This is a genomic window from Actinocrispum sp. NPDC049592, assembly GCF_040675465.1.
In the GTDB taxonomy this organism is placed as follows: Bacteria; Actinomycetota; Actinomycetes; order Mycobacteriales; family Pseudonocardiaceae; genus Kibdelosporangium.
Genome location: NZ_JBFAPA010000004.1, coordinates 287,855 through 314,362 on the forward strand (window position 1 = coordinate 287,855; position 26,508 = coordinate 314,362).

The 26,508-nt window shown below is 68.1% G+C and carries 31 protein-coding genes; 14 read left to right on the plus strand and 17 right to left on the minus strand.

What is annotated here, in order from left to right; genetic code table 11:
- Positions 1-17: 17 nt before the first annotated feature.
- A complete protein-coding gene (locus AB0J95_RS13530; RefSeq protein WP_364756776.1) occupies positions 18-980 on the minus strand; it encodes an NAD(P)-dependent oxidoreductase in 963 nt (320 codons plus the stop codon).
- 114 nt (positions 981-1,094) lie between these two features.
- On the opposite strand from AB0J95_RS13530, the gene lysS reads away from it, so the two are divergent.
- Together lysS and AB0J95_RS13540 are read left to right on the plus strand one after the other, a co-directional pair.
- Positions 1,095-2,762: a lysine--tRNA ligase gene (gene lysS, locus AB0J95_RS13535; RefSeq protein WP_364756779.1), complete on the plus strand. Its 1,668-nt coding sequence runs from the start codon at positions 1,095-1,097 to the stop codon at positions 2,760-2,762.
- A gap of 82 nt (positions 2,763-2,844) precedes the next feature.
- Entirely contained in the window at positions 2,845-3,489 is a 645-nt protein-coding gene (locus tag AB0J95_RS13540; protein WP_364756782.1) for a 50S ribosomal protein L11 methyltransferase, read from the plus strand.
- On the opposite strand, the gene AB0J95_RS13545 is transcribed toward AB0J95_RS13540, so the two are convergent.
- Complete coding sequence (locus AB0J95_RS13545; protein ID WP_364756785.1) at positions 3,467-4,567, minus strand: tyrosine-type recombinase/integrase; 1,101 nt, start codon at positions 4,565-4,567, stop codon at positions 3,467-3,469. The genes AB0J95_RS13540 and AB0J95_RS13545 overlap by 23 nt on opposite strands.
- Before the next feature lie 12 nt (positions 4,568-4,579).
- Complete coding sequence (locus tag AB0J95_RS13550; protein WP_364756788.1) at positions 4,580-5,152, minus strand: helix-turn-helix domain-containing protein; 573 nt, start codon at positions 5,150-5,152, stop codon at positions 4,580-4,582.
- Positions 5,153-5,355: 203 nt separating this feature from the next.
- Here AB0J95_RS13550 and AB0J95_RS13555 point away from each other — a divergent pair, with 203 nt between their 5' ends.
- The 3 genes from AB0J95_RS13555 (at position 5,356) to AB0J95_RS13565 (ending at position 9,150) form a co-directional block, all read left to right on the plus strand.
- Complete coding sequence (locus tag AB0J95_RS13555) at positions 5,356-6,627, plus strand: MFS transporter (RefSeq protein WP_364756791.1); 1,272 nt, start codon at positions 5,356-5,358, stop codon at positions 6,625-6,627.
- Positions 6,627-7,478, plus strand: a complete 852-nt coding sequence (locus AB0J95_RS13560; protein ID WP_364756792.1) for an NmrA/HSCARG family protein — start codon at positions 6,627-6,629, stop codon at positions 7,476-7,478. The genes AB0J95_RS13555 and AB0J95_RS13560 overlap by 1 nt, the downstream gene beginning before the upstream one ends.
- A 109-nt stretch (positions 7,479-7,587) precedes the next feature.
- Positions 7,588-9,150 carry a hypothetical protein gene (locus AB0J95_RS13565; protein ID WP_364756795.1) on the plus strand — a complete coding sequence of 521 codons (1,563 nt, stop codon included), beginning with the start codon at positions 7,588-7,590 and terminating at the stop codon, positions 9,148-9,150.
- Positions 9,151-9,303: 153 nt separating this feature from the next.
- On the opposite strand, the gene AB0J95_RS13570 is transcribed toward AB0J95_RS13565, so the two are convergent.
- Both AB0J95_RS13570 and AB0J95_RS13575 read right to left on the minus strand, forming a co-directional pair.
- On the minus strand, positions 9,304-10,236 hold the full coding sequence (locus AB0J95_RS13570) for an SAM-dependent methyltransferase (protein WP_364756797.1): 933 nt from the start codon (positions 10,234-10,236) through the stop codon (positions 9,304-9,306).
- Between the two features lie 55 nt (positions 10,237-10,291).
- Entirely contained in the window at positions 10,292-10,894 is a 603-nt protein-coding gene (locus AB0J95_RS13575) for a TetR/AcrR family transcriptional regulator (protein ID WP_364756800.1), read from the minus strand.
- Positions 10,895-11,001: 107 nt separating this feature from the next.
- Here AB0J95_RS13575 and AB0J95_RS13580 point away from each other — a divergent pair, with 107 nt between their 5' ends.
- Positions 11,002-11,559: a hypothetical protein gene (locus tag AB0J95_RS13580; protein WP_364756803.1), complete on the plus strand. Its 558-nt coding sequence runs from the start codon at positions 11,002-11,004 to the stop codon at positions 11,557-11,559.
- A 391-nt stretch (positions 11,560-11,950) separates the two neighbouring features.
- Here the strand turns inward: AB0J95_RS13580 and AB0J95_RS13585 are convergent, their stop codons facing one another.
- A complete protein-coding gene (locus AB0J95_RS13585; RefSeq protein WP_364756805.1) occupies positions 11,951-12,667 on the minus strand; it encodes a phosphatase PAP2 family protein in 717 nt (238 codons plus the stop codon).
- A gap of 401 nt (positions 12,668-13,068) precedes the next feature.
- On the opposite strand from AB0J95_RS13585, the gene AB0J95_RS13590 reads away from it, so the two are divergent.
- The 5 genes from AB0J95_RS13590 to AB0J95_RS13610 all read left to right on the plus strand — a co-directional run bounded on the left by AB0J95_RS13590 (position 13,069) and on the right by AB0J95_RS13610 (position 15,957).
- Positions 13,069-13,257 carry a hypothetical protein gene (locus AB0J95_RS13590; protein WP_364756807.1) on the plus strand — a complete coding sequence of 63 codons (189 nt, stop codon included), beginning with the start codon at positions 13,069-13,071 and terminating at the stop codon, positions 13,255-13,257.
- The gene (locus AB0J95_RS13595; RefSeq protein WP_364756809.1) at positions 13,254-14,654 is read left to right on the plus strand and encodes a hypothetical protein; all 1,401 of its coding nucleotides are present in this window, start codon (positions 13,254-13,256) and stop codon (positions 14,652-14,654) included. The genes AB0J95_RS13590 and AB0J95_RS13595 overlap by 4 nt, the downstream gene beginning before the upstream one ends.
- Before the next feature lie 10 nt (positions 14,655-14,664).
- Positions 14,665-15,195, plus strand: a complete 531-nt coding sequence (locus AB0J95_RS13600; protein ID WP_364756811.1) for a hypothetical protein — start codon at positions 14,665-14,667, stop codon at positions 15,193-15,195.
- Positions 15,196-15,239: 44 nt separating this feature from the next.
- Entirely contained in the window at positions 15,240-15,458 is a 219-nt protein-coding gene (locus AB0J95_RS13605; protein ID WP_364756814.1) for a hypothetical protein, read from the plus strand.
- Between the two features lie 115 nt (positions 15,459-15,573).
- Positions 15,574-15,957 (plus strand): VOC family protein, encoded by a 384-nt coding sequence (locus tag AB0J95_RS13610; protein WP_364756817.1) that lies wholly within the window; start codon positions 15,574-15,576, stop codon positions 15,955-15,957.
- A 118-nt stretch (positions 15,958-16,075) separates the two neighbouring features.
- On the opposite strand, the gene AB0J95_RS13615 is transcribed toward AB0J95_RS13610, so the two are convergent.
- Positions 16,076-16,675: a hypothetical protein gene (locus AB0J95_RS13615; protein ID WP_364756820.1), complete on the minus strand. Its 600-nt coding sequence runs from the start codon at positions 16,673-16,675 to the stop codon at positions 16,076-16,078.
- Positions 16,676-16,866: 191 nt separating this feature from the next.
- On the opposite strand from AB0J95_RS13615, the gene AB0J95_RS13620 reads away from it, so the two are divergent.
- Entirely contained in the window at positions 16,867-17,346 is a 480-nt protein-coding gene (locus AB0J95_RS13620; RefSeq protein ID WP_364756822.1) for a phosphotransferase, read from the plus strand.
- Complete coding sequence (locus tag AB0J95_RS13625) at positions 17,333-17,731, plus strand: phosphotransferase (protein WP_364756825.1); 399 nt, start codon at positions 17,333-17,335, stop codon at positions 17,729-17,731. The genes AB0J95_RS13620 and AB0J95_RS13625 overlap by 14 nt, the downstream gene beginning before the upstream one ends.
- A 31-nt stretch (positions 17,732-17,762) precedes the next feature.
- On the opposite strand, the gene AB0J95_RS13630 is transcribed toward AB0J95_RS13625, so the two are convergent.
- The 8 genes from AB0J95_RS13630 to AB0J95_RS13665 form a co-directional block, all read right to left on the minus strand.
- Entirely contained in the window at positions 17,763-18,161 is a 399-nt protein-coding gene (locus tag AB0J95_RS13630) for a hypothetical protein (RefSeq protein WP_364756827.1), read from the minus strand.
- Positions 18,162-18,251: 90 nt separating this feature from the next.
- Positions 18,252-19,208, minus strand: a complete 957-nt coding sequence (locus tag AB0J95_RS13635) for an erythromycin esterase family protein (RefSeq protein WP_364756830.1) — start codon at positions 19,206-19,208, stop codon at positions 18,252-18,254.
- Between the two features lie 44 nt (positions 19,209-19,252).
- Entirely contained in the window at positions 19,253-19,714 is a 462-nt protein-coding gene (locus AB0J95_RS13640; protein ID WP_364756832.1) for a YdeI/OmpD-associated family protein, read from the minus strand.
- A 259-nt stretch (positions 19,715-19,973) separates the two neighbouring features.
- Entirely contained in the window at positions 19,974-20,357 is a 384-nt protein-coding gene (locus tag AB0J95_RS13645; protein ID WP_364756834.1) for a nuclear transport factor 2 family protein, read from the minus strand.
- A gap of 191 nt (positions 20,358-20,548) precedes the next feature.
- Positions 20,549-21,610, minus strand: a complete 1,062-nt coding sequence (locus tag AB0J95_RS13650) for a hypothetical protein (protein ID WP_364756835.1) — start codon at positions 21,608-21,610, stop codon at positions 20,549-20,551.
- Positions 21,610-22,110, minus strand: coding sequence for a SigE family RNA polymerase sigma factor (locus tag AB0J95_RS13655; protein ID WP_364756837.1), 501 nt, complete (start codon positions 22,108-22,110; stop codon positions 21,610-21,612). The genes AB0J95_RS13650 and AB0J95_RS13655 overlap by 1 nt, the downstream gene beginning before the upstream one ends.
- An 84-nt stretch (positions 22,111-22,194) precedes the next feature.
- The gene (locus AB0J95_RS13660; protein ID WP_364756839.1) at positions 22,195-22,647 is read right to left on the minus strand and encodes a GNAT family N-acetyltransferase; all 453 of its coding nucleotides are present in this window, start codon (positions 22,645-22,647) and stop codon (positions 22,195-22,197) included.
- 186 nt (positions 22,648-22,833) lie between these two features.
- Positions 22,834-23,550, minus strand: a complete 717-nt coding sequence (locus tag AB0J95_RS13665) for a helix-turn-helix domain-containing protein (RefSeq protein ID WP_364756841.1) — start codon at positions 23,548-23,550, stop codon at positions 22,834-22,836.
- Positions 23,551-23,633: 83 nt separating this feature from the next.
- Between AB0J95_RS13665 and AB0J95_RS13670 the strand changes: the two genes are divergently transcribed.
- Complete coding sequence (locus AB0J95_RS13670) at positions 23,634-24,491, plus strand: NAD(P)H-binding protein (RefSeq protein ID WP_364756843.1); 858 nt, start codon at positions 23,634-23,636, stop codon at positions 24,489-24,491.
- Here AB0J95_RS13670 and AB0J95_RS13675 read toward each other — a convergent pair.
- A complete protein-coding gene (locus tag AB0J95_RS13675; protein WP_364756845.1) occupies positions 24,485-24,655 on the minus strand; it encodes a hypothetical protein in 171 nt (56 codons plus the stop codon). The two genes, AB0J95_RS13670 and AB0J95_RS13675, sit on opposite strands and share 7 nt — an antisense overlap.
- 107 nt (positions 24,656-24,762) lie before the next feature.
- Positions 24,763-26,274, minus strand: coding sequence for an LPXTG cell wall anchor domain-containing protein (locus AB0J95_RS13680; protein WP_364756847.1), 1,512 nt, complete (start codon positions 26,272-26,274; stop codon positions 24,763-24,765).
- Positions 26,275-26,508: the final 234 nt, after the last annotated feature.

The window sequence follows — 26,508 nt, forward strand, 5'->3', positions numbered from 1 at the left end:
CGCGGCGAGGAACCACGCTATATCCTGGGCACCTTTCCCTCCCGTCCCAACCACTCCAACGCCTCCCGCACCGCCTCCAGCGAGCTGTACCGCGGCCGATATCCGAGCATCCGCTCCGCCTTCGCGATGCTCGCGTTCGGGCTGTGCGCGATGTGGTCCCACGTGAAGCGGGCGGCCTCAGCGGTCGTGGTCTCCCGCCACTGCTCCCACGGCAGGAACGTCAGGTTGGCCTCCTGCCCGTACCACCCCGCCACCGCTTCGGCGTAGCCCCGCAACGTCAAGGCCGCCGATGACACCACGTGGAAGCTCTCACCCACGGCCGCCGCCCGGTGGGCCATCGCCGCGGTGAACGACTGCGCCACGTCATCGGCGTGCACGTGATGCAGGGTCTCCATGCCCAGGTTCGGCAGCGCGACCTCGGCACCCTCAGCAAGCCGCCGGTACACATCCAGCTCCAGGTTCCCCGCCGGGTTGATCGGCACCCACCCGGGCCCGACGATGTGCCCGGGATGCAGGACGGTCGCCGGAAACCCGTGGCGCTGCGCCTGATCCAGCAGCCACGCCTCGATCTCCGCCTTCTGCACCCCATACTCGCCAAAAGGCTGCCGCGGCACGTCTTCGGGTGTCGGCACAACCGCGCTCGGCCCGTGCACCCAGATCGTCCCGCAGTGCAGGAAATGCCGGACCCGACCGGCCACGGCCTGCACGATCTGCCGCGCGCTGTCCAGCGTGAAGCAGATCAGGTCGATCACCACATCCGGCTCGAGCTCCCGAACCCGATCCCCGAACGCCCCCGCCCGCCGCTCCTCCTCATCCCGGTCGACCACCACCGTGGTGACTGCCGCCCACGCCCCATCCTCCCGGTACCGCGCCGACTTCCCCCTGGTCAACACCGTCACCTCATGCCCAAGCGCCACCAACCTCGGCACCAGGTACCCACCGATGTGCCCCGTCCCACCGATCACCACGACATGCGCCATGCCCCGATCCTTCCCGGCCGGACCCGTCGCGTCGACTGCCACGGCCGGGACCCGGGACCGGCCGGTACGCGTGACCCGGGATAATGGGTTTTGTCAATGCTCGTGAAGGGATGTGTGCGGCAAGTGGATCAGTCGATGGAGGCGGACTGGGTCTCGCGGTTCGCCGACGAGGTCGTCGCGGAGGCGGCTCGCCGAGCCTCGGACGGACCCGTGGTGGCGGCGTCGGGACTGAGCCCGTCCGGCCCGATCCACCTGGGCAACCTGCGCGAGGTGATGACCCCGCACCTGGTCGCCGACGAGATCGCCCGGCGCGGGCATGACTGCGAGCACATCATCTCGTGGGACGACTACGACCGGTTCCGCCGCGTTCCCGCCGGGATCGACCCGTCCTGGGCCGAGCACATCGGCAAGCCGCTGACCTCGGTACCGGCCCCGCCCGGCAGCGACCACCCGAACTGGGCCGAGCACTTCAAGGCCGCGATGATCGAGGCGCTGGACCGGCTCGGCGTGCGCTACCGCGGCATCAGCCAGACCGAGATGTACACCAGCGGCGCGTACCGCGACCAGGTGCTGCTGGCCATGCGCGAGCGGGCGAAGATCGACGCCATCCTCGGCCGGTACCGCACCAAGAAGAAGACCGAGGAGCAGGACGCGGACGGGTCCGGCAACGAGCAGACCGGCGCCGCGTACTACCCGTTCAAGCCCTACTGCACCGCCTGCGGCCGTGACCTGACCACGATCACGAGCTACGACGACGAGACCACCGAGATGACCTACACCTGCGAGTGCGGGCACGGCGAGACCGTGCTGCTCTCGGAGTTCACCAGCGGCAAGCTGGTGTGGAAGGTCGACTGGCCGATGCGCTGGGCCTACGAGGGCGTGCAGTTCGAGCCCTCCGGCGTGGACCACTCGTCCCCGGGGTCGTCCTTCGAGGTCGGCGGCCAGATCGTGCGCGAGGTGTTCGGCGCCGAGCAGCCGATCGGCCCGATGTACGCGTTCGTCGGCATCACCGGCATGGCCAAGATGAGCAGCTCCGCCGGCGCGGTGCCCACCCCGGGCGACGCGCTGGAGATCATGGAACCGGCCGTGCTGCGCTGGCTGTACGCCCGCCGCAAGCCCAACCAGTCCTTCAAGATCGCCTTCGACCAGGAGATCTACCGGCTCTACGACGAGTGGGACTCGCTGAGCCGCCGGGTCGCCGAGGGCAAGGCCGGTCCGGGCGAGCTGCAGGCGTACGGCCGGTCGGTGCGTACCGCGGCCGTCGAGCTGCCGGACACCCCGCGCCGGGTGGCCTACCGGACGCTCGCGTCCATCGTCGACATCACCACCGGCGACGAGCAGCAGACCCTGCGGATCCTCGGCGGCATCGACACCGCCGACCCGATCACCGACCTGGCGCAGGTCCGGCCGCGGATCGACTGCGCCCAGCGGTGGGTCGACGTGCACATGTCCCCCGAGCAGCACACCCGAGTGCTGGCCGAACCGGACGCCGAGCTGCTCGCCGAGCTGGACGACACCCAGCGGCAGATGATCAAGACGCTGGTGGACCGGCTCACCGACGAGTGGTCCCTGGACGGGCTGACCACGCTGGTCTACGGCGTGCCGAAGCTGCAGGCGGGCCTGCCGATGGACACCCCGCCGACGCCGGAGCTCAAGGTGGCCCAGCGGTCGTTCTTCGCGCTGCTGTACCGGCTGCTGGTCGGTGGCGACACCGGGCCGCGGCTGCCCACGCTGCTGCTCGCGGTCGGCGCGGACCGGGTCCGCACGCTCCTCGGCGGCTGACCGTCACGCTTCCGGTGATCGCCACGTCCGCTCGCGGGCGGGCGATCACCGGGCGGAAGTGCCTGGCTGGGAAGATGACCGGATGACTGCGTTCGTCCGGGCCCACACCAAGTTGTCGTCAGCGCCGCACGTGCCGGAGATCCGGCTGTACCTGGCTGACGACGCCTTCGACCTGTGGGAACGGGTGGAGGCGGAGGTGGGGGAGAAGGGGCTGGCGCCGCCGTTCTGGGCGTTCGCGTGGGCGGGTGGGCAGGCGCTGGCCCGGTATGTGCTGGACAATCCGCGGATCGTGGCGGGTAAGCACGTGCTGGATCTGGCGGCGGGGTGCGGGATTGTCGCTCTCGCGGCGGCGAAGGCGGGGGCCGCGCGGGTGGTGGGCAACGAGATCGACCAGTTCGCGATCGACGCGATGCGGCTCAACGCGGAGGCCAATGACGTGACGATCGAGACCGTGCTGGGCGACATGGTCGACGGGGACGCGGACGGCGCCGATGTGGTGCTGGCCGGGGACATCTTCTACGACAAGGCGATGACCGCGCGGATGATGCCGTTCATCGGGCGGCTGCGCGAGCGCGGCGCCACGGTACTCGTCGGGGATCCGGGACGGGCGCACCTGCCGCGGGCGAGGTTCCGCGAGCTGGTCCGCTATGACGTGCCGGTCCCCAAGGCGTTGGAGGACGCCGAGATCAAGACCACGATCGTGTTCACTCCGGCTGATGACGACTGATCACCGACGCGAGGGTGTAGACCGGTGACGAGTCGAGCTTGTGCCGGGCGGCGTCGTAGCCGCGGGTGACCCGGATGTCGTTGTGGGACAACAGGTCCTGCACCTTCTCGATCGGCACCCCGTTGGCCAGCAAGGTGGTGGCGACGGTACGGCGGGAGGTGTGCGGGGTGATGGTGTCGGCGGCGGCGAGACCGGCTTCCTTGGCGTAACGGCGCATCGCGAGCCACACGTCGCGCTGGGTCAGCGGCCGGCCGCCGGCCCTCGCCGGGTCGTGCGGATGCGGCGAGGTGGCCAGCAATGGCCCGGACAGCTCACCCTCCCGTTGGGCGCGCAGCTGGAGGTAGGCGTCCAGCGCGGCGAGCACGGGCGGGGCCAGCGGGACGAAGTCGCGGGTCTGGCCTTTCTTGGTGTACCACAGGATCCGGTGCCCACGGTCGTACGCCAGGTCCTCGACCTGCGCGGTGGTCACGCCGGACACCCGCAGTCCAGTGTGGAACATCAACGACAGCAACGCCGAATCCCGGTGCGCCGCTTCAGTTCCCAGCCGGGCGGCGCGCTGGGCGACGTGGTCGAGCAGCTTGGCCGTCTCCGCCTCGGCCAGCGCCGGAAAAGGGGACTGGCGGTCCACCTTCGGGCGTTTCACCGCCGACACCGGGTTGCGGTCGGTGACGTCGTTGTCTTCCATGTACTGGTACCAGCTGGAGATCGCGGCCAGCCGACGGGCCACAGTGGACGATGACGCCTTGCGGACCGACCCGTCCCGCGCGGTGACCGTGAGCGTGGCCTTCCACGCGTCCACATCGGCCCGGCGCGCCTCCATCGGGTCCAAACCCGTGCGGTCACACCAATCCAGCCACGCCGCCACGTCACCGAAGTAGGCCCGGCGGGTGTGCTCGGTCTTGTCCGCTTCCAGCCACAACACCGTCAACGCCCGGATCCCGTACCGGTCGGACGGATCGGCGGGCGGCAACGCGGGCAACTGCTCCACGGCGTGGACCAGCGCGGCGCGCAACTGCGCGGGCCCGGGGCGGGCGGGTTCGGTGAGCCGGGGTGGCTGGCGGATCAGGTCGCCGGACATACCCCGATCATGTCACGGCCGCAGCCCCGCGACGGCCAACGCGAGCAGCCTGTCGGAGACATCCGTGGCGTCGGTGTCCTGCTCGGCCGCCAGCGCGATCCCGTTGGCCAGCTTGAGCAGGTCGCGCAGGTCCACCTCGGCGCGGACACTGCCCTGCGCCTTGGCCCGGTCGAGCAGCCGTTCCCCCGCGTCATACACCAGCACGTGACAGGAGCGCGCGACCTCGGACCCACGGTCGTGCAGCGCGGCCATCAGCGCTTTGGCCAGGCCGCGGTAGGTGGTGGAGTGCTGGATGATCCGCTTCAGGAACTCCACGAGCGCCTGGTAGGCGTCCGGCTGCCGCTCGAGCTCCTTCGCGGCGTCCATCAGCGTGCCGATCCGCTCGAGGAACACCGCCTCGATCAGGTCCAGCCGGGTGGGGAAGTGCCGGTAGAGCGTGCCGGAGCCGACACCCGCGCGTTTGGCGATGTCGTCCAGCGGCGCCTCGGTGCCGTGCTCGGCGAACGCCGCCTTGGCCGCGTCCAGCAGGCGTTCGTAGTTGCGCCGTGCGTCCGCGCGCATCGGACGGACCGGTCCGATCGTCATTCACCACCACACCCTTGCCAACCGGGGACAGTCTCCGTATCGTAGACGACGTAACCGGGGACTCTCCCCGTTTAAGGCCGCTGGGGTCCTTTCTGATCACATTGTCGCGCAAGGAGCTGCCCACACCCATGTCGACACCCGTGTCACCACCGCGTGCCCGCAGTTCGGGTCTCGCCCTGACAGTGATCGTCAGCTGTCAGCTGATGATCGTTCTCGATGCAACGGTGATGACCATCGCGCTGCCGAAAATCCAAGCTGACCTGGGCTTTAGTGCGGCCGGACTGTCCTGGGTGCAGAACGCGTACCTGCTGACCGTGGGCGGCCTGCTGCTGCTCGGCGGCCGCGCCGGTGACATCCTCGGCCGCCGCCGTGTGTACGTCACCGGTGTCCTCGTCTTCGCGATGGCGTCTTTGGCCGGTGGGTTCGCTGGCTCGGCGGGCTGGTTGCTCGCGGCACGGGCGATCCAGGGCGTCGGGGGAGCGCTGGCCGCGCCAGGAGCGATGGCGCTGATCGCCACCACCTTCCCGGCGGGCCCGCGCCGAAACCGCGCGATCGGGATGTTCTCCCTGGTCTCCGGCTCGGGCTCGGCGATCGGGATGATCCTCGGCGGCCTGGTGATGTCCGCGGCGTCCTGGCGGTGGGCGCTGTTCATCAACGTGCCGGTCGGCGTGGCCATCGCGCTGCTCGCCCCGGTCGTGATCACCGAAACCGTCCGCGTGCCGGGCCGGTTCGACCTGGCCGGCGCGGTGACCTCGACCCTGGGGTCGGCGAGCTTGGTCTACGGGTTCATCTCCGCCGCGACCGACGGCTGGTCCGCGGCAGCCACCCTCGTCGCGTTCGCCGCGGGCGTTGGGCTGTTGGCGGCCTTCATCTCCATCGAATCCCGTGCGGCTCAACCGATCATGCCGTTGCGGCTGTTCGCCAGCCGGACCCGCTTGGCCGCGTATTCGGCGATGCTTCTGTTGCCGGCGGCCATGTTCGGCGCGTTCTTCTTCCTGACCCAGTTCCTGCAGCGACAGCTGGCGTTCTCGCCATTGGGGGCCGGGCTGGCGCTGGTGCCGTTGCCCGCGGCGATGATCGTGGTCGTCCGGCTCATGCCACGGCTCGTGCCGCTGCTGGGCCGGGCACGGCTCGTGATGTGCGGCATCACGTTGATCATCGTCGCCGATCTGTGGCTGACCGCGCTGACGCCGTCGACGGGCTACTTCACCGGCCTGCTGGGCCCGACGCTGGTGCTGGGGGTCGGCGTCGGGTTCAGCTTCGTCCCGCTGAACCTGACGATCCTCAACGACATCCCGCCCGAGGACGCTGGTGCCGCGTCGGGCGCCACCCAGACCCTGCAGCAGACCGGCGGCGCCATCGGCCTGGCCGTCCTGGTCACCGCTGCGGCCGACTTCACCACGCCTTTCATCGTCAGCACGGCATTCGCCGGCGCTGCACTGCTCGCCATTGTGCTGTTTCCGAGGAGGACATGATGATCCTGGTCACCGGCTCGACCGGAACCCAGGGCGGCGCCACCGCCCGCCACCTGCTGCACCGCGGTCGTGAGGTCCGCGCGCTCGTCCGTGATGTTGGTAGTCCGGCGGCGAAGACGTTGGAGTCGCTGGGCGCCACTCTCGTCGCGGGCGACATGACCGACCGTGCCTCGCTGGACGCCGCGATGTCCGGAGTGGACGGTGTGTTCAGCGTCCAGCCCGCCGGCCCGGACGAAGTCGCGATGGGCTTGGCGGTGGCCGACGCCGCGGCGGCCGCGGGTGTCGCGCACCTCGTCTACACGTCGGTCGCGGGCGTCGAGCGCATCACCGGTCTGCCCAGCTGGAACACCAAGCTGCAGATCGAGAACCACATCCGGTCGCTGGGGATCCCGTTCACGTTCCTGCGTCCCGTGAAGTTCATGGACAACCTCCGCAGCAGCCTGGACCTCGAGACCGGCGAGATCCACGACCTGTGGAACCCCGGCACCCCGACGCAGGTCATCGCGGGCGACGACATCGGCTGGTTCGGCGCCGACGCGTTCATCGACCCGGAAACCCATGTGGGCCAGGCGTGGGAGCTCGCGGGTGACGACCTCAGCCACACCCAGATGGCCGCCGAGCTCAGCGAGACTCTGGGCCGGCCGATCACCTACCACCAGGACGACCCGGACGAGTTCGCCGCCAAACGCAGCGTCCCGGCCGAGACCATCCGCCGGGCGGTGTCCCTGATCGGCGACCACATCTGGCAGGCGGACATCCCCGCCCTGCGCGCCATCCACCCGGACCTGCTGACCTTCCGCGCCTGGCTCACCCACCCCGCCAACCCGATCCGCACACCCGTCGCCGGCTAGTGGCTCACGATGAGAAGCGCGATCAAACCGCAACCTCCCAGCGGTCGCCCGCGTTGATCTGGGGCTGAGCCGTGTCACGGTCGTGATCACCGCACCGCAGGCTGGACCCATGCGAACTGGGGTGTTCCTGCGCTGGGTGGCGCATCCGTTGACCGTCGGGGCTACGGCGGTGCTGCTGCTCAACGACCACGTGCTCAAGCAGGCGTGGCCGGGTCTCGTCACCGGCAAGCTCAGTGACGTGGCCGGGCTGGTGGTGGCACCGCCGGCCCTCGGGCTGCTGTTCGGGTTGTTCCTGACCGGCCGGATCGGTGCCGCGGCCGCGGTTCTGGTGACCGGAGCCGGATTCACGGTGGTCAAGCTGACCTCGGCGGGCGCCCAGTTCGCGTCGGAGGCGTGGTCGGTGGTCAACGGTCCGTCAGCCATCCTGGCGGATCCCACCGACCTGGTCGCGCTGCCCGCGCTGGGCCTCACCTGGTGGACGTGGCGCCGGGCATCGGCGGCCGCACCATTGCCGGACAGCGTGGTCTCCCGGTTCCGGGTGATCATCGGGGTCCCGTTCGCAGTTCTGGCGATCGCCGCGACTTCGGCGGCCCAAGGGCCCTCGTCGGTCGACTCGGTGAAAAGCACCGACGCTCTGGTGGTGATCAGTGTGGGCGGACGGGACTACAGCTCCCCGTCCGGTCTCGGCAACTGGACACCTGCGCCCTGGTCACCGATGTCCCCGCCGGAGCCACCGCAGCGCAAGATCGAAGCCTGCGTGCCCGACGACGCCGCACACTGCTACCGGGTGCACGGCGGCGGTGATCTCTACGCCAGTGAGAAGGAGCCGCGCGGTGGCCGCCTGCTCGGCGTTGACGAAACGACGGACGCCCGCCGCACCTGGCACACGGCGTGGGAAGTGCCCGCCGCTCGGTGGTCGTTCATCGTGCGCCAGCACCGGGTCCCCAGCGCGGAGACCTACCCGTCTGAGGTGGCCAGCGTCGACATCGTGGTCCGCACCGTCCCGGGTGGCCACGAGGTGTTCGTGGCCAACGGCGTGGAAGGGCTGGCGGTCCGCGATGTCAACGGCACTTGGCGCCGGGTGCCGGTCGTGGACACGGCGGCCGGGCTGGACATCCGGCCAGTCCCGCTCACCCAGTTCGGCCGGGCGGTCAGCGACGAGTTCATCGCGGCCGGATTGCTGACTCTGCTCGCGCTGCTGCTTGGGTTGACAGTGGCGGCCGGCCGGGCTCGTGCCCAGCGCGGCCGCGCGGGCTCGGTCATGTGGCTTCCCCTCGGTGTTCTGTTCGTCATCGTGGTGTCCATCCCGATCCTCGTCGCGGCGTCATTCATCACCCCGGGCTCCGCGTCGACTCAACTCGCGCTGGTGTTCGCACTGTGCGTGGTCGCCGTCGCCATCGCTGTCACGCTGCCTCAACAGGCACTGCGCCGATCGCGCACCTCAGTGGTCATCGCCGCCGCCGTCCTGACCGGACTGGCGTACATCGGACCCGTTCTGGGCTGGACGATGGGCCACCCCCAGGACCGCAGCCCTGCCCTGCAACTCGGTGCACTCCTCGCGGCAGTGAGCCTGGTCCTGGTCATCGCGGCCGGCTGGTGGGCCGGCCGCAGTCCGACCCCACAGCAGCAACCCGTTGACAGCACAGACGGAAATCCGCGTGCCCTCGAGTGACCCTGCCGGGAAGATGAGCCGTTCGTTGCGGTGAGCGAAGGGGGAGCGGCGTGGGTGCGTTCAGCGACTCCTTGATCGGCGTGGCCGCACTTGAGGACGCGGTGGTCGCCGCGGCCGGTGGCCGGGCTGATGACGCCGAAACCTGCGTCCTTGCTACTCACGCTCAGCCGTCACGGGGACACCGGCCTGATCGCAACACATCCCAGGCGTTGCTGACGCGGTGATCTCGGTGACGGCGACGCGGTAGAGGGCGGAGGCGTGTTCGTTGCGGTGCTGGGCTTCGAACCAGGGTTTGCCGGCGTCCAGAGTGGACACATCGGACCGAAGCCTGAAGCCTCGCTTGGCGAAGAAATCCGGGACCTGGTCGGGGTGCAGGCCGAAAGTCCAGGGTTCGCCTGCCTTGGCCACCGCGCGCACCCAGCGGCGCGCTTCCGGGAACGGTGACGGTTCGGCCAGCGCGCGGATGTCCACATAGGTCACGATCAGGGTGCCGCCCGCGTGCCCGAGGTCGTGGATGACCGCCAGCGTGCCGTCGATCGCCTCGGGGGTGAGGTAGTTCGTCACGCCCTCCCAGACGAACACCGTCGGCTGCGTACGGTCGAAACCGGACTCGAACAGCCGCTCGGTGAGGTCATCGGTCTCGAAGTCCACCGGCACGTAGGTGACGTGCTCGCGCGCCACGTCCAAACCGGCGACCACCCGGCGCTTCTCGGCCTGCGTCAACGGGTGGTCGACCTCGAACACCCGCTTGTCCGCCAACGCCTCCAGGCGATGAGCCCGCGTGTCGTAGCCGGCGCCCAGCAGAACACACTGCGCCGCCTCGGCATCCGCCAACGCGTCGTCGATGACCTTGGTGCGCGCGATCGCCGACGGCCGCGGACCCGGTCCGGCGAACGCGTCGTACAGCCCCGTGGCCAACCGCCGCACCCCTGTCACCCCGCTCGCGGCCGCCAAGGCGCGAAACGCCGGACGCAGGAACGCGTCCGCATACGGGTCCTCGAACAACCGGCTGCCCGCCGGGCGTTTCGACTCGAACGCGCGTTGCAACGCGACCGTCTCGGCGGTGAAACTCGCCCGTGAATCCATCGCTTTTCCTCCCCAGACCGGACCTCCGGTAACCCTATGCCGATCGGCGGTGGGGTCAGGCTCGTTCCGGCGAAGACACGAACGCGGCCTGAAGCCGCAGCAGCCCCTCGACCCCTTCCAGGAAGGTCGCACAGATCGGTTCGGGGTCGGACAGGCAGCCAGTGGCCATTGCCCCGTCTCGCAACAGGACGAAGTGCCGGGCAGCGGGTCCGGTCGGCGCGTCCCCCATGCGGGCCAGCACCTCGGTGATCGTCTGCGCGAACCATTGGCGGTGAGCGAGGACGGCTTTGTGCACGGGGTGGGCCGGATCGGGATACTCCACCGCGGCGTTGAGGAAGGCGCAGCCGCGGAAGCCGGGGGACCGGATACCGGCCGCGATGGATTCGGCGATGGCCCGGAGAGTGTCGGGCGTGGGCAGTCCCTGGGCGACGATGGCGTTCACCTGGTCGCGGATTGCCTGGTCGGCTTCTCGCAGGTAGCAGACGATCAGGTCGTCCTTGCCGGGGAAGTGGCGGTACAGGGTCGCCCTGGTCACTTTCGCCTCGGCAACGATCCGGTCCACGCCGACGGAGTGGATCCCCTCCAGGTAGAAGAGCCGGGTCGCCGTGCTGAGCAGGCGTGACCGCGCTTCGGAGGACTGGCCGTGGACGTTCGTCATCATCAGCACTCTAGCAGATAGAACGTTCGTTCTTGACACGACCGGCGGCGGCTGACACTCTCGAAAGAGACCGAACGTTCTCCCTCTCGAACATCCAAGGAGTTCTCGTGAGTACCCGTGCCGTCGCGGCTTCCGTCACCATCGCGCCTGCCTTGCGACGCTTGTACTTCGTCCGTTTCGGATTCGCCGTTGTCTGGGCGGGCCTGCTGTTCACCACCGCATCACGGCTCGGGCCGATCAGTGTCACGCTGCTCGTGTTGTACCCACTGTTCGACGTCGTCGCAGCCTTCATCGACATCCGCTCGTCCCAGGCCACCAAATCCGCGCTGGGCCTGTACGTGAACATCGTGATCAGCGGGCTCGCCGCCATCGGCCTCGCCGTCGCGGCCACCTCCGGCATCCCAGCGGTATTGCGTGCGTGGGGAGCCTGGGCAATCGCATCAGGTCTTACCCAGCTCATCGTCGGCCTCAGCCGCCGCGCACTGGGCGGCCAATGGCCCGTGATCATCAGCGGCGCCATCTCCACGGTCGCCGGAACGACCTTCATCCTGCAAGCCGCACAGCCCAACGCATCGCTGACCACCCTCGCCGGCTACGCCACCCTCGGCGGCGTGTTCTTCCTCGTCTCAGCGATACGCCTCGGCCACCCCGCCAAAACACTCTGACCCGCATCCAAGTCACCGTCCGGCGTCACAACGTTGTGATGCCAAGGCTCTGCTCAGCTGACCAGAATGGACGGAGATCAGGTGATCGCAGTTCGACCAGAACCAAACCCGGTTGTGGCTCGTCGGTGAGCCAATAGACAGCGATCGAATGCGGCCAAGTCCTTCACCACACCGGACGAGAACGCGATCGACCTCAAGGCGGCCTCGGACAACGAGTCCACCATCCTCGAAACAACCGGATGTGGGGCTTCCGGCGCAACGCCAAACCATCTGGAACCACCGCGTTGGGCGAGATCGTGGCGGACCGGTGGCCGTGTCCCTTTCGGTGGTCTTCGGCAGCGGCGCGGCAGCGAACCTCGTGGAGGAACAGCCGAGCCAAACCTCCGATCGCCTATATGGGGAGCGGTTGCCGGGATCTGGCTTGGCGCCATCGTGCGGCGAGGCGGCCGCACATCGACGCGGCGACGATGGAGACGGCCAACAACGTGACGCTGCCGACGACATCGAGAACGTAGTGATTCCCCGTAGCGAACACGACTGCCGTCATGAGCAACGGAAACAACCACGACAACAGCGCCAGACGTGGATGCGCACCCCGTAGCGCGGACCACACGGCGTATGCGCACCACAGCGACCAACCCACGTGCATGCTGGGCATTGCCGTGTGGTGGCTGGGATGGGTCCAGCTGTACTGGCCAGCGGGGCCCAGGATGTCATACGTGGCAACGATGTCGACGACACCCGGCAGTGCGAAACGCGGTGGTGACATCGGCACCGCCCAGTAGATCAGCAGGACAAGCGCCATCATGGCGAACATCGTCCGGCGGACCTTGCGGTAGGCGTCGGCGTGCCGGACGAACACCCACACCAAGACGCCCGCGACCACCACGTAGTACAGCCGGTAGACGTACACCGCCAGATGACTGAGGGCCACATTTCCGGCCAGCCAATCGTTCATGGTTCGCTCGATGTCGATGTGCACCGCGTGTTCCGCGGACTGCAGGGCCAGCGCATTGGCGGTGGCGGCCGCGAAGTCCTTGCCCACAAGGGCATCCAGGCGGATGAAGAGCAGAAACCAAAGCGCCTGGAGGATCAGCTCGACGAGCACACCTGGCCGCCCACCAACACCTCGCACGAGCACGCTGATCCACTTGCTCGCCTGTTCGACAGCGGCCGCCGCGGGCTTCTCGCCAACCTCGGCTAACGGTGCAGCAGGCCCATCTTTGCCGTCCGGCGGCGGATTCACGCGGACACCATAGCGGACAACGACAGCGGAAAACCGTCGTTTCGGAAACGGTCGCAGGCAGTGCTTGCTTGCCCGAATCGGGTGTGCGCGCTTCCGGGCTCCAGTACAGTGCTGGCTGATGACCGGTTCGGGGGTGGATGACCGATTCGAGGGGGTCACGGGCGGTGAGCGGGTACGAGGTTCAGATCGCTCAGCTGCGGAGTGCGGCCAAAGCGGCGGGATCTGCCGCGGACCAGGCCAGGGCAGTGGACCCAGGTACCGGTTTGGATGCGATCGCGACCGCGTTGCCGGGCGGTGATGCGGCAAAAAGCGCGCCCACTCTGGCTTCGGCGTTCAATGAGCGCGCGAAGGGGTGGGCAGGCGAGATCGACAAGTGGGGCGAATCGATCACGTCGGCCGCGAAGGCGTACGCCGAGAACGAGGATTCCGCGAAAAAGGCGTTCGGCGGATGACCATCGGCTACGACGACGTCCGCAAATGGGACGATGGTGCGCTCGACACGTCGGCCACCAATCTGCGTGGGCGGCGGGACAAGCTCATCGGGCTGCAGGACGAGCTCGACGACGCCAGGAGACTGCCCGACTGGCACGGTTCCGCGGGCGAGAGCGCACGCAACTCGCTGGGAACCACGCGCAACAACGCCGAGATCCTGATCGCCGAGCTGTCCGCCGTCGAACGCGCCCTGCAGGATGCATCTGACAACGTGTCCGCCCTGAAGACCCGGGTCGCCAACAACGACTCCCTCGCCGACTCCTACCAGTTCCGCATCGCCGCCGACGGCACGATCGTGGACAACAAGCCCGCCGACCCGCCACCGAAGTCACGGTTCGAAGCCGAGGACCGCGCCGAGACCGAACGGCACCGCCAAACCATCAAGACGCAGCTGGAGCAGGAGACCAAGGCGATCCTCACCACGGCGAAGAACATCGACGCCGCCCTCGCCGGGGTGATGCGACTCGCCCAGGACCGCAAGATCAGCGACCACGACGCGACCACCCTGGCCGGCGCCAGGAAGGGCGGGGAGATCGACGCCCAGGTGGCCGAGATGGAGCAGTCGCTGCGCGACGCCGGGCTGCTGACCGGGCCGCCCGCGTCCGGCTACTACCGGCAGTGGCTGGAGAACGCCGTGCGCCGGGGCGTATCGATCGACACGATCAAGAAGATGATCACCGAGCACCACATCACGCCGGATGACTTCAAGGTCCTGGACGGCATGGAGGAGATCCGCGAGGACGAGGACGGCGACGGGACCTTCAAGTCGTACTTCCTGATGCCGACGAACATCAGCGGGGACGACGCGGCCAAGGCGGTGCGGATGACCTACATCCTCAACGCAGGCACCGACTACGGCACCGAAGGGGAGGCGACGGACTTCGCGCCGACCCCGTACGGATCCGAGGAACTGCGGCGGATCACCGAGCGGCAAAAGGAGAACTCCTGGAGCTACGACGAGGACGTGGGCTTCGTGCACGGCAACGGCGGCCGGTTGGTGACCACCCCGAACGGCATGATGATGGGCCTGGGCGGGAACCTCATCCAGGACCAGTTCAGCCAACGCGGCGGAACGACGTGGGGCGACACGTTCATGCTGAACATCGACGACCCGAAGGACCCCGCGCAGGCACTCCGGGACGTGGCGAAGTCGGGCCAGGCCTGGTACGAGGGCGACAACGGCCCCTACCAGGGCACGCTCGACATGGACCGGCTGCTGCACCATGAGGAGCGGCACTCCCAGCAATGGGCACGGGAAGGCTACACGGGCTTCCTCGCCTCCTACGCGTGGGAGAAGATCACCGGCGGCAACGAGACCGAGGAAGACGCGGGACTTTCCGATGGCGGATATCGTTAGGTGGCCACGCGTGGCCTGCGCTGCCCTGCTCGTGGCGGTGATGACCACAGCGTGCGACACCAAGGCGCAGTTCGCGCCGTCACTGCCACCGGCGGCAGGGTTCCGCGTCGACAACGGCGTCCTGAAACTGTGGACCGGCACCCCGTGTCTGGGCGTCACCGGCCTGACGTTGATCTTCGACGCAGGCAGCAGCCAGAGCACGGAACAAAGGTGGACCGCGCCACGGCCGGGGGTGCCGGTGGAGCGCATGGACCTGCTGAGAACCAGCCGGGAACCCTTCCCGTACACCGGTGAAGGGCTCGAGGTCCAGCAACCGCTGCCCGCGGACTACGACTGGACCAAGGCAGCCTGGCTCAACTTCTCCGTCGATGGCCCGAAAGCCAACGGTGCCAGGGTCGACCTCACACGGGTGCTGCGCGAGTCGGCCCAGCACCCACCGGAGAGCTACCTGTTCGGCCAGGCCGGATGGATGGACGCGTCGGATGTCCAACGCGAGAACAAGAAGTCGTTCCTGACCGTCTGCACCCCCGACCCGGGATGACGGCGCCCCAACCCCGCGGAGCCGACCACGTGGACACTCCTCGCTTGCGGACAGCGCTCCGGCGCCTCGTCCTCGGCGCGTTCGCCTGCACCGCCATGGCGATCGTGCTGCTCGTCGGCGAGGCGGTGCTCAGCGCCATCGGGTTGTCGGTCGATCCGCACGGCTACGGAATGTTCGCAGGAGTCCTGTTCGCGGCGGTCCTGACACCGGTCGCACTGGTCCTGTGGCTGTTGTACCGATCAATGCGGCGACGCGGCAACTGACCAGGTGGTCCGTCGATCGTTCCAGTCACGGGCAGTGGTCCGGAATTCCGGAAGTAGATCGTCCACAATGGGCTCTAGAGTGCCGGGCGACAACACTTCACTGGAAGGTGCGCGGGTGCGATCTCGACTGAAAGGCATGTGGTGGGGAACGGCCATCGAGGCGCCCGACCCAGGCGGGTTGGCGAGGTTCTACTCCGAGCTGCTCGGGTGGACCATCGGTCACGAGGAGCCGGGCACGGCGATCCTGGCCGCCCCCGAGGGATCCATCTACATCGTGTTCCAGCAAGCCACCGGCTACCAGGCCCCGGTGTGGCCGCCCGTCGACGGCCAGCAGCGCCCGATGATGCACTTCGACTTCCAGGTCGGCGACCTGGACTCGGCGGTCGCCGAGGCAGTCTCACTGGGAGCCTCGGTTGCTGACCACCAGCCCCAGGACAACGTCCGGGTGCTGTTCGACCCAGCCGGCCACCCGTTCTGCCTTTGCCGCGACGACAGCTGATCAGCCGAGTCCCATGCGCACCGTCGCCGATCACCATTCGCGTCAATGGTGCAGGCGACTCCCCGCTCAGCACGTACCGGTCGAGTTCACCAGCTTCGTTGAGTGACAACCTGCCTGGTCACACCGGGACCGACTCGCTGTTGTCGTGGTAGGGGACGCGGTCGGGGCGGGGCGGGCTGTTGTCCGGGGGCCGGGGTTTCTCGCCGCGGTGGGGCACGCCGGTGTCCGTGTCGATCCAGCCGGTGTCGCGGCGGACGGTGATCTCCTGTCCGGCGTCGTTCCACTTCACGATGCGGAGCTGGAACGTGTCGCCGCCGGAGTACAGCTTGATCCTGGCCTTGACGTGTTGTTCGGTGCCGTTCGCGTCGGTGTAGAAGTGGTCCTGGTCGACCTCTTTCCACGTGGACATGGTCTTCCAGTAGATGACCTTGCCGGGCACCACGGGCGGGAAGTCCTCGCCGGACAACAGGTAGTCGTTGGCGGACCCCATCGCCATGCGTTTGAAATCGTCGTCGTTGTAGACGGGGCCGCCGCCGGTATCGCGTTGGACGACAAGCGTTCCCACCGCGGCGTTGCCCGCCGTGCGCTGCAACGCGAGGACGTTGGCCGGACCAAGCAACGCCGGACGGCCGACAGCCGGAGCGCCGGATGGCTGAGCCTGCGGTTCGGCGTCAGCCGCCGACGGAGCCTGCCGGTCACCCCAGACTGCTTTCGTCATACTTCCCCACGGTAGACGCGTTCATGGCAGGAGCCACGTCTGCCGGGCCGCCCGAAAGTCCCACCGGCGCCGCCCTTTGAGGCGACCGCCCAGCGGCGTGAGCGGCCCCTGACACACTGCATTGGCCGAGCCACACGGTGTGGTGACAAATTGGTCGCTAGACCCCACCTTTGGGTGATTGGCTTCAGCGGATGATCAGCGAGGAGAAGCTGCGATCGTGCCTGGTGAACCGCTGGGCCATCACAGGTGCGACGGTGAAAACCCACAACGCCGGCATGAACTCGGCAACGTGGTTCGTCACCGCGGGCAGCGACCGTTGGGTTGCCAAGGCCGTAACGCCGGATTCGCGCCGGGCATTCTTGGGCGGGCTCACCATCGCCGGTCAGGTCGAGGCCGCCGGGATCCCCGCGGGCGCTCCCTTGCCGACGCGGGAAGGCGACATCGTCGTGGACGTCGACGGGGTTCCGCTGACGTTGCTGAACTGGGTTGACGGCGAGGAACTGTCGGGCAGCACCGCACAAGACCAGCGCCTGATCGGCCGGACTCTTGGCGGTGTGCATGAGGCGCTCCGGGATGTGTCCGCCCCGCTAGCAGACCAATTCCACTGGATCGACACCCAGGATCCGTTCGTGGGTTCAGCCCGCCGTCGCGGCAGCTGTGGCAGCCTATGAAGCCGTTGATCCGCGCTTGTTCTCCCGAGGTCTGCTGCATTGCGATCCGGCTCCGGAAGCGTTCCGCCTCAACCACACGACCGGCGTCTGCGGGCTGATCGACTGGAGCGCGGCGATCCGCGGTCCGCTCCTCTACGACTTGGCCTCGGCAGCGATGTACGTCGGTGGCGTGGATCAGGCGGACTGCCTGATCGAGGCCTACCTGGAAAGGGGAGTGGTCACCGAGGCCGAGGCGGAGCTCGGGTTGCTGACCATGGTCAGGTTCCGCTGGGCAGTGCAGGCCGACTACTTCGCCCGCCGGCTGACCACCGGCGACCTGACCGGAGTCACCAGCAGCGCCGACAACGAAAAGGGCCTGGAGGATGCGCGCCAGGGGATGTTCTAGTGACCCCTCGCCGCGGCAGGTAATAGAGGCGTCACGTATCGAGAAGCGCGGCCAGGCTCAGGGCGGCCTCCTCGTCGCCGAGTTCAGCGGCCTTGGTGTACCAGACGATCGCGGCGTCGGGTTCCTCACGGTAGTCGTGGATGTCGCCCAACAGGTTCATGGCGTCGGCCTGCCCCGCGTCGGCGGCCTGCAGTAGCCACGTCACCGATTCCTCGTCGTCCTCGCGCACCAGCCAGAGGAACGACCCCAGCTCGGCCAGCGCCCGCGGCAAACCGTGCTCAGCCGCCCCGCGCAACAGGTTCTCGATCCGCTGCTCGGTGTCGGGGTTGTCGCCGTACCCGTCCAGCTCGCCTTCCAGCTGCAAGGCCAGCGACAGCATCGCCTCTGGATCACCGGCCTCCGCCTGCGCCTGAAGATCAGGGTCACTCATCGAAACAGGCCTCCAGCTTGTGGATCGAGCAACGACATGCGCACCGTACTCATCGGCCCGATCGACTCCCACGACAGGGAGGCCCACTTCTCAGGAATTGAGCGCGCGAGCGGGTGTGACCTGCTGACAGTGCACGATGATGTGGAACCACTCGGCCAACGAGCCGCCGGACAGGTGGTAGGCGGCGTCGTCGCCAGGGTCGTAGACCGGGCCGATCAGCCGTGTCATCGTCGGCCTGTCGAGCCACGCGCGAACCTCAGGTGTGCTCGGGGCACGCAGATCCAGCAGATACGCGTCCATGCCGGAGGCGCCGAGGACGGCTTCGGCGAACTCCGCCGGTGGCGCGGGAATGTCGTAGGACGTCGAGCCATGGTGGAAGGTCAGCCCAACGGAAAGGTGACCGGACCCGAAGAACTCCCTGAAATAGCTGCCCGCACTGCGATGGACGGCCGGTGGCGTCGAGGGCGAGATGGTGCGCGACCTGCTGGTGGCGGTATGCGCGATGCCGCCCCAGTAGACCACCTTGTGCCCGGTGCGTTCGTGCCACCAGATGACGTTCTCGGCCAGCAGCCGCTCGATGTCACCGAGACTGTCCTGTTGGGACACCGGCCGCCGTGGATGACCCGCCAGGTTGACGATGCGGACCGGGTCGCCCGGATGCCGGTCGTTGTGCCAGCGCAACCAGGTGACGGCAGCCAGGAGTTCCCCGGTCCGCCAGAATGATCGGGCGTTGGCCAGCAACACCCGCGGGTCACCAATTCCCTTGCATACATACTCGTCGAGCAGGGCGCTCGTCGCGTCGTCGCCTTCGATCGCCAGCGACCGGAACCCCAGTTCTTTCACCAGCAACCGCAACACCCGATGCGAAACGACCGCCAGCTCATGCGTGTCGCGCAGAGAGACACCCAGGACGACGAGCCGCGCGTCACGCGTCATCTCGTGCAACGGTGACAGGTCGGTGAGCGCACTGTCGGCATCGATCGCGCCCAGCGAGTGCGCGTTGTCCTTGATCCAACGTTCCACGGTGTCGGCGGTTGAAGAAAGCATGAACCGACTGTCCAACCTCCACCCCGGTTGAGGTCAAGGTCGCGTCACCGTTGCTTCTTCCCCTGTTCGAGGAGGGTGATCATTTCGGCGATGCGCGCCGCGCGGACATCGGGACGGCGGGTGGTGGCGTTGATCCAACGCAGGTAGCCCTTGCGGTAGAAGGTCGCCAGCGAGTCGAAGAACGCCCCGGCCTTCGGGCTCGCCGCCAACGCCGCCACGATGTCGTCGGCCAGGTCCTGCTGCTGCGGGCCTTCCGGCGCCAGTTCCGCGTCGACCTGGTCGCCCGCTTCGAAGCCGTTGTCCCGCCGCCAAGCCTCGCCCAGACCCAGGCCGAGGTCGGCGCCGAAGCGGGCGAGCGGGCCGCGGACCTTGCAACCGTTGAGGGTGCCGGTGATGTGGTGGGTGTCCTTCGGGGTCCACGCCTTGTCCGGGTCGAACGGCACCGGCAGGTACACCCGGCCCCCTGGCCCGGTCATGATCGTCCCGGTGAAGCGTTGCCACCGCATGGACGGAATGCTAGCGCCGAGGTCAGGTGACCGCGAACGTGCTCAGAATGGTGGTAAGGCAGCCAATAACCGCTGTCACAATGACAATCGCCGCCAGCAACGTCCCCGGAACGTCGGCCAGAGTTGGGGCCGCCACGGGTTCTGGTGCCGGTGAAGCGTCCGCAACAGCTCCGTACGGTGTACGCGCGGATCGCGGAACGATCCGCCAGGTCGCAGTGCACGGCTTCGACGGTCGGGTCGATCAGGAATGACTACCCGTTCATTGCCTGATCTCGGTGCCCTGCGCGGAAACCAGCCGCCATGAGCCGTCGGCATGGGCGTAGACGTGGGTGTACCTGCTGGCGGCGGTGAACTCCGTTGCGTCCGAGCCGGTGAACGTCATGGCGGTCCGGCCTACGACCACGCCCACCTCGCCGATCACCCGGACGACCGCCTCGTCCGGAAACGACTGCACCGCCGGGAAAACAACCGCGCCGGAGGACACCGCGGCCACCAGGTCGGTCTTGGTGACCACGGCCCCGTCGGCGATGCTGACCAGGATGAAGTCCTCGGCGAGCAACTGGGTCAGCACGGTGCCGTCGGCGGCCACCAGGGCGTCGAAGAAGTCCTGGTCACAGCCGAGCAGGGCGGCGCGTTCGTCCATAGGGGCCGACCGTAGCCGTTGACATCAGTGTCAGGGCAAGCCGGTGTCGTCGTCACAACCGCGCCAACCACCGCCAGACGACAACACCGGCTCTCCGCACGACCCCGCCCATCAACATGCCGGTCACCCCGGAACCTGTACCCCCAGTACGGAACGGCAACAGGTTCTGGGGCACCCTGCTCGAGCCGCGGTCAGTGCGGCAGGACGAGCCGGTTGGCGATGTCGTACAGGTCGGCCTGCGGTACCCGGCCGGCGATGGTGACCGGGGCTCCCTTGACCGCGTCGAGGACCCACAACCGGTGGTAACCGTTCTCGTCGGCGTAGCGCGTCGCGTGGCCTTGCACGGGTTGTCCCGGTGTGCCCGTCGGGTCGCCGCCCACAGCGCTGTTGACGAAGATCGACGGCTGAACGGTGCACGTGCCCAGCGAGTAGCTCGTGTTGGTCGCTGACCCGGCCGCGGATCGCTCCGGACCCTGTTCGACGTCGAAGGCGCAGATCCGCATCCCGTTCGGCAGGTCGCGCAGGCCGTACGCCGGGGTGACGGTCGTCGTGCCCGGGAAGTGGATGTTCTCCGCGATCCGGCGGCCGGCGTCGATGAGTTGCTGCGCGGGCGCTGTGCTGCCGGGCGCGGCGGACACGTTCACATACATCGAACCGCCATCGGGGTGCGTCACGTACAGCTCGTAACCGCCTGGCCCGGTGGACACCGAACTCTCGACCCCGTGCTGCCCGTTGATGGTGACGGACTTGCCCGGGCCCGACTTGAACGTCGCCTGGTCCACCGACACCATCCGGACCTGCTGGACGTCGACCTCCAGGACCTGGCCGTTGGCCGTGACGGTCAGCATGTACTCACCGCCGTACAGGGGCGCGTTCGGGTTGGCCGCGCTGGACCCGGCGTTGATCCGGTGCGCCCGGTAGGCGACCGAGCCCGGCGGGAGCCAGCCGAGGGAGTAGGGCATCTTCAAGCCGGCCGCGGCCTGTCCGGTGGCGGCCGGGGGCTGGCTGCCTTGAGATCCGTTGGCGGGGGCGGTGATCTGGGGTTGCCCAGCGGGGTCCGGCCGGTTCAGCACCACGGCGGTGACCGCGCCGAGGGTCAGCACGGTCGCCCCGGCGGCGACCGCGAACGGCCGGCTCAGCCCAGCGCGCCTGCTGTCGATGCGTTGGCGCGCCGCGGCGAGCACCGCGTCGCTGTCGGGCGCGTCATGTTCGTGCGCGGTGAAGGTGTCCTTGATCAGGTTCTCGATGTTCATCATGTCTCCCTGGCCTCCGCCATCTGCTCGATGGCCAAGCCGTTTCGCAGTGCCGCCAATGCCTTGTGGGCGTGCGCGCGGACGGTGGCCTGGGCGCAGCCGAGCAGCCCGGCGATCTCGGGATCGGGCAGCTGCTCGTAGTACCGCAGCACCACCACCGCCCGCTGGCGCTTGGGCAGCCGCGCCAAGCGCTGCCACATGTCCTCGCGCGCGGCGTGGTCCGACGCGAAATCGTCCGCCCGCGCCTTGTCGGGCAGGTCACCCGACGCGATCACCCGCGCGGACCTGCTGTGTCGCCAGGACAGGTAGCCATTGGTCACCATCCGCAGCACATACCGGTCGGGGTGATCCGCGCCGCTGATCCGGGACCAGTGCCGGTACACCTTGACCAGCACGTCCTGCACCAGATCAGCCGCCTGCTCCCGTTCGCCGGTGAGCATCGTCGCGTACCGCAGCAACCGCGGCAGTTGCGCCCGGGCGAAGTCGTCGTAGTCAGCCATCACCCTTGAAGACTCAGCCCGAGGCCGATCTGTTTACCCGGTTCCGCATCGGATCGGAACCGCTGACCACCACACCCCCGTGGGTCAGTCGAGGAAGCGCTCGGCGACCGTCTGGCCGTGGAAGGTCTGTCCGGTCGGGGTGAAGCCCAGTCGCAGGTAGAACTGTTCGGGGCCGTCGGGATGCGGCACCCACAGAACAGTGACTCGGTTCTGGCCGCGGCGGCGTGCCTCGACGCAGAGTTGCTCGACGGCGAACCGCCCGCATCCGGTGCGTTGGTGGCCGGCCGCGACGTTGAGTCGCCAGATGCCACAGCGGAAGTAGTCGATTGGAGAGTTCGGGTCGAAGCCGCCCATGATGAACCCGGCGAGCCGGTCGTCGGCATAGACCAGCCGGGGCCATGCGACGGTGGGTTGGGCGTAGGCCTCGGCGAGGGACACCGCGACGGGCGCGACGAATTTCTCCTGCCAAGGCTCGACTTGCAGCGCACAAGCGTCCTGGACGTTGTCGGGCGTCACCGTTTCCAGCCGGAACGACATGACCGCCGAGTGTGGACCGGCGTGGGGCACACGTCCACGCACGCGCGGGCCAGATGGACGGCTCGGCACCGTGCGCGGTCATCGGCATGAGCGCGTCACGCGGAATCGCCGATCAGCGGCATGTGCGTGCGTTGCGTCGAGTCCGACGGCGAGGTGGTTCGCTTTGTCGAACTGTGCGCGGCAGGCTCACGGGCTGGTGATCACTCGGTCGAGCCACTCGGTCAGGAGTTGCCGTTCAGCCTCGGTCAACGTCTCTAGGCGGGGCGCGATAGCGCGGAATGCGACTGCCGTCGCGATCGACCTGTTTATGGTGCTGTCGGGCGGGTCGACGAGGATTTGCCGCAGAACGGCCTCGTACATGCTCTCAGCCAGCTCGGTGTCCCGGTGCTCGGTCGGTGTCGCCAGCAGTGTTTGGATGGTGCCGATCCCGGCGGCCTGGATGAGCTCGACGGCGCGTCGCTCGCTGACGCGGAGTCGTCCGGACTCGGCGACGCGGTGCACCCGTGACTCCAGGACCCGTCGGCCGGACTGCGCCGCAGGCGAATGCCGTACCCGGTCGGGGTCGCTGAAGAGGCGGAAGAGGGCCGGGTTCGCGACGCCGAAGTCGATCTGCATCCGCCACCCCGAGTGCAGGTCGCTGAGCGGGTCGATCTCGTCCGCTGACGCCGCCCGCACGATCGCCGCTTTCGCGGATACGTAGGTCGCCATCACGTGCTCGGCCACGGCCTCCAGCAGACCGTCCTTGTCTCCGAACAGGCGGTAGATCGCCGGGGCCTGCACACCGGCCGCCTCGGCGACTCCGCGCGTGGTCACCGCTGCCGGACCCTGCTCCTGCAGCAGGCGTGCGGCGACGTCGATGATCCGCGCTCGCATGTCGGCACGGCGACTCGGCACCTCGGTCACATATCAACGATAACACCTCCTTGATATCACCGATGTATCACCGTTAGCATTCAGCGCATATCGTTGATAACAAGGGAGCGTTCATGATCGTCATCACCGGTGCGACAGGCGCGCTCAACGGCGCCACCGTCGACCACCTGCTCAAGCGCCTACCGGCCGGCGAGATCGCGGTCGCCGTACGTGACACCACCAAAGCCCAGCAGTTCGCCGACCACGGGGTCGAGGTACGCCACGGCGACTACGCCGACCCCGCGTCACTGCCCGCCGCGTTCGCCGGGGCCGACCAACTGCTGGTCGTCTCCTCCAACGACCCCACGGCTGACGCGGTGGCGTTGCACCGCAACGCGATCGAGGCGGCCACCGCTGCCGGGGTGGGACGCATCCTCTACACCAGCCACCAAGGCGCGGCCCCGGACACCCCGTTCGCCCCGGGGCGCGACCACGCGGCCACCGAGCAGCTGCTGGCCGACTCCGGCGTCCCGTGGACCTCGCTACGCAACGGCTTCTACGCACACAGCCTCGCCTGGCTGCTGGGGCCCTGGCGAAAGAGCGGCCGCATCACCGTGCCCGCCGACGGACCGGTGTCCTGGACCGCGCGCGAGGACGCGGCCGAGGCCGCCGCCGTCATCCTTGCCTCGAACGGTGAGTACGACGGGCCGATCACCCTGACCGCGAAAGCCGCACCGACCTTCACCGACATCGCGGCGCTCGCGTCCGAACTGACCGGACGCACGATCACGACCGAGGTGATCCCCGCCGACGCGTGGGTCGACACCCAGGTCGCCGCCGGTCAGCCCGAGCACATGGCCCGGTTCACCCTCGGCATGTACCAAGCCGCCGCCCAAGGCTTCTTCGCCGAAGTCGACCCCCTGCTCAGCACCATGCTCGACCGCGAGCCACAAACCGCGCGCGACATCCTCAACCAACCACCCACTCACTGAACCGGCGACACCGCAGACACCCACAAAGCGGACGGACGCATATCGGCGCGGGACACCAGGACCGCGCGCTCCTCACCATCACCTACTTCGCCGATCGGATCCGCACCGCCCAGATCGAGGTGTTCGCCATACTCGATCAGCTTGCGGTCGAGTGCCTTCAGCATCTGCCGCTCACACCTACGGGTTCTTGACGGTGAGGATCGCCAACTGACGCACGACTGTTGACAGCCGACCGCGCGACTTGCCTGCGACCTGTGCGATCGCCGGTAGATCAGCCGCAACCATCCATGCGCCGCGATCGCAGTACCAGGCCGACGCCAGCGCAGAGGGCCAGCAGGCCGCCGATCGCCAGCCAGATGACGTTGGCACCGGTCTCCGCCAGTTCACCGGTATCGCCATTGCCGGCTCGTTGTTCGACAACCGGCTGCGGCTGCTGCGGTTGCTGCGGCGGCGAGGAACTCGGTGCCGGGTCGGGATCGGGCTGTGGCGGCCCGGGACGGACATACACGTCGTGTGATGGCTTGCCGTCGTCCCCGGCGCGCACCACGAAGTCATAGGGATACGGAAAGACGACCTGCCAAGGCCCCACGACAACGAAATCGTAGATATCCGCGGGTATGTTGGTGAACTGGAACATTCCCGCGGCGTCGGTCACCCAGCGCGCCACCGCCTGGCCGGTTTTGCGGTCTCTCAGGTAGACCTTCTTGCCGGGGAGTGGGTCACCTCCGGAAGGGCCGCCCTGGATACCGATCCCGGCCGTTCGCTCCTGAAGCAACCGGCCGACGACCATTGGTGCGATGCCCCCGGGAACGCGGACTCTCGCCGTGATCTCGCCGGTTCCGTTGCTGCCCGGTGGGGCGCCGAACTGGACAGCCACCGTCAGCCATCCGGAGTCGAACGCCGCCGACGTGACAGGAATGGTCACGTCTGCATATACCGTGGAGTGAGGAGGAACCGCGACACCTGTTCCGTTGAAGGCCAGCGGGCCCCACCCGGAATGTGTTGCGTCATTGGCATCGCCGTTTGCGGTGACTCCCGGAATGGGAGTCGTTCCGCTGTTGCTGAGCGTCACCAACAGATGCGCACTCTCACCCACCTGGTAGGAGCTCTTCGCGAATGCCATCGACGCGGTCAGGGTTCCGGATACCGGTGCTGCGGCCCGAACCAGGACATCGGGGCCGTCAACCGTGACGTTGACCGGACCGGCCGGGAATCTCCAATAGTCGTCGTTGCGGCGGTAGGAGCCGTAATAACTGCCGATCGGGAGGTCAGTGAAGGTGAACCTGCCCTGGTCATCCGTCCTCTGGGTGAAAGTACCGAACTGCCAGTCCAACAGTTCCACGTCCACGTCAGGCAGCGCCTCGCCCGGGTCCAAGGCCGCGTTACCGTTGCCGTCTCCGTATACGATTCCCTTGAACGTCGCGTAGACGAAATTGACCGGCGCCTCGATGGTGACCGTGTTGTCGGCGGGATTCGAGTCCGGCTCGGTGGAACGCGCTTCCACGGTCAATCGTGCCACCATGCCGCGGGCCGTGGAGATCAGGGCCGCGTCACGGTCGAACTCGAAACGTTCGGCCGGTTCCAGCGGCACCCCCGAGTTTCCCTCCTGCAACCGCTCCCAGTAGACGCGCAAGGTCCCGGACGAGGACACGTGCACGCTACTTGCCGTAGCCATACCTACATTCATGATCGTGAGCCGCACCCGAATCTGATCACGGGCGTCATAGGCTGGTTTGTCGAATGCCAGGGACACCCGAAGATCCGGAAGTTCGTCCTCAGCCACCGGGCTCGAGCTCGGCGGTGGCGCACTTGAGGTGTCGGCGTCGATCGTGAGGGCCGCCCGCGATGGTGGCGGCGGTGATGGTGGCAGCTCCGTCGGCTTTGGCTCCGGTGCGGGCTCGGCCAGCTCGACCTGCTCAGGTGGGGCGGGTGCAGCCGATGACTCTGAAGTGACCGATGACTCCGAAGTGACCACTGTACCCGGAACGTCCGCCGCCTCGGCGAAAGCCGGTCCCGC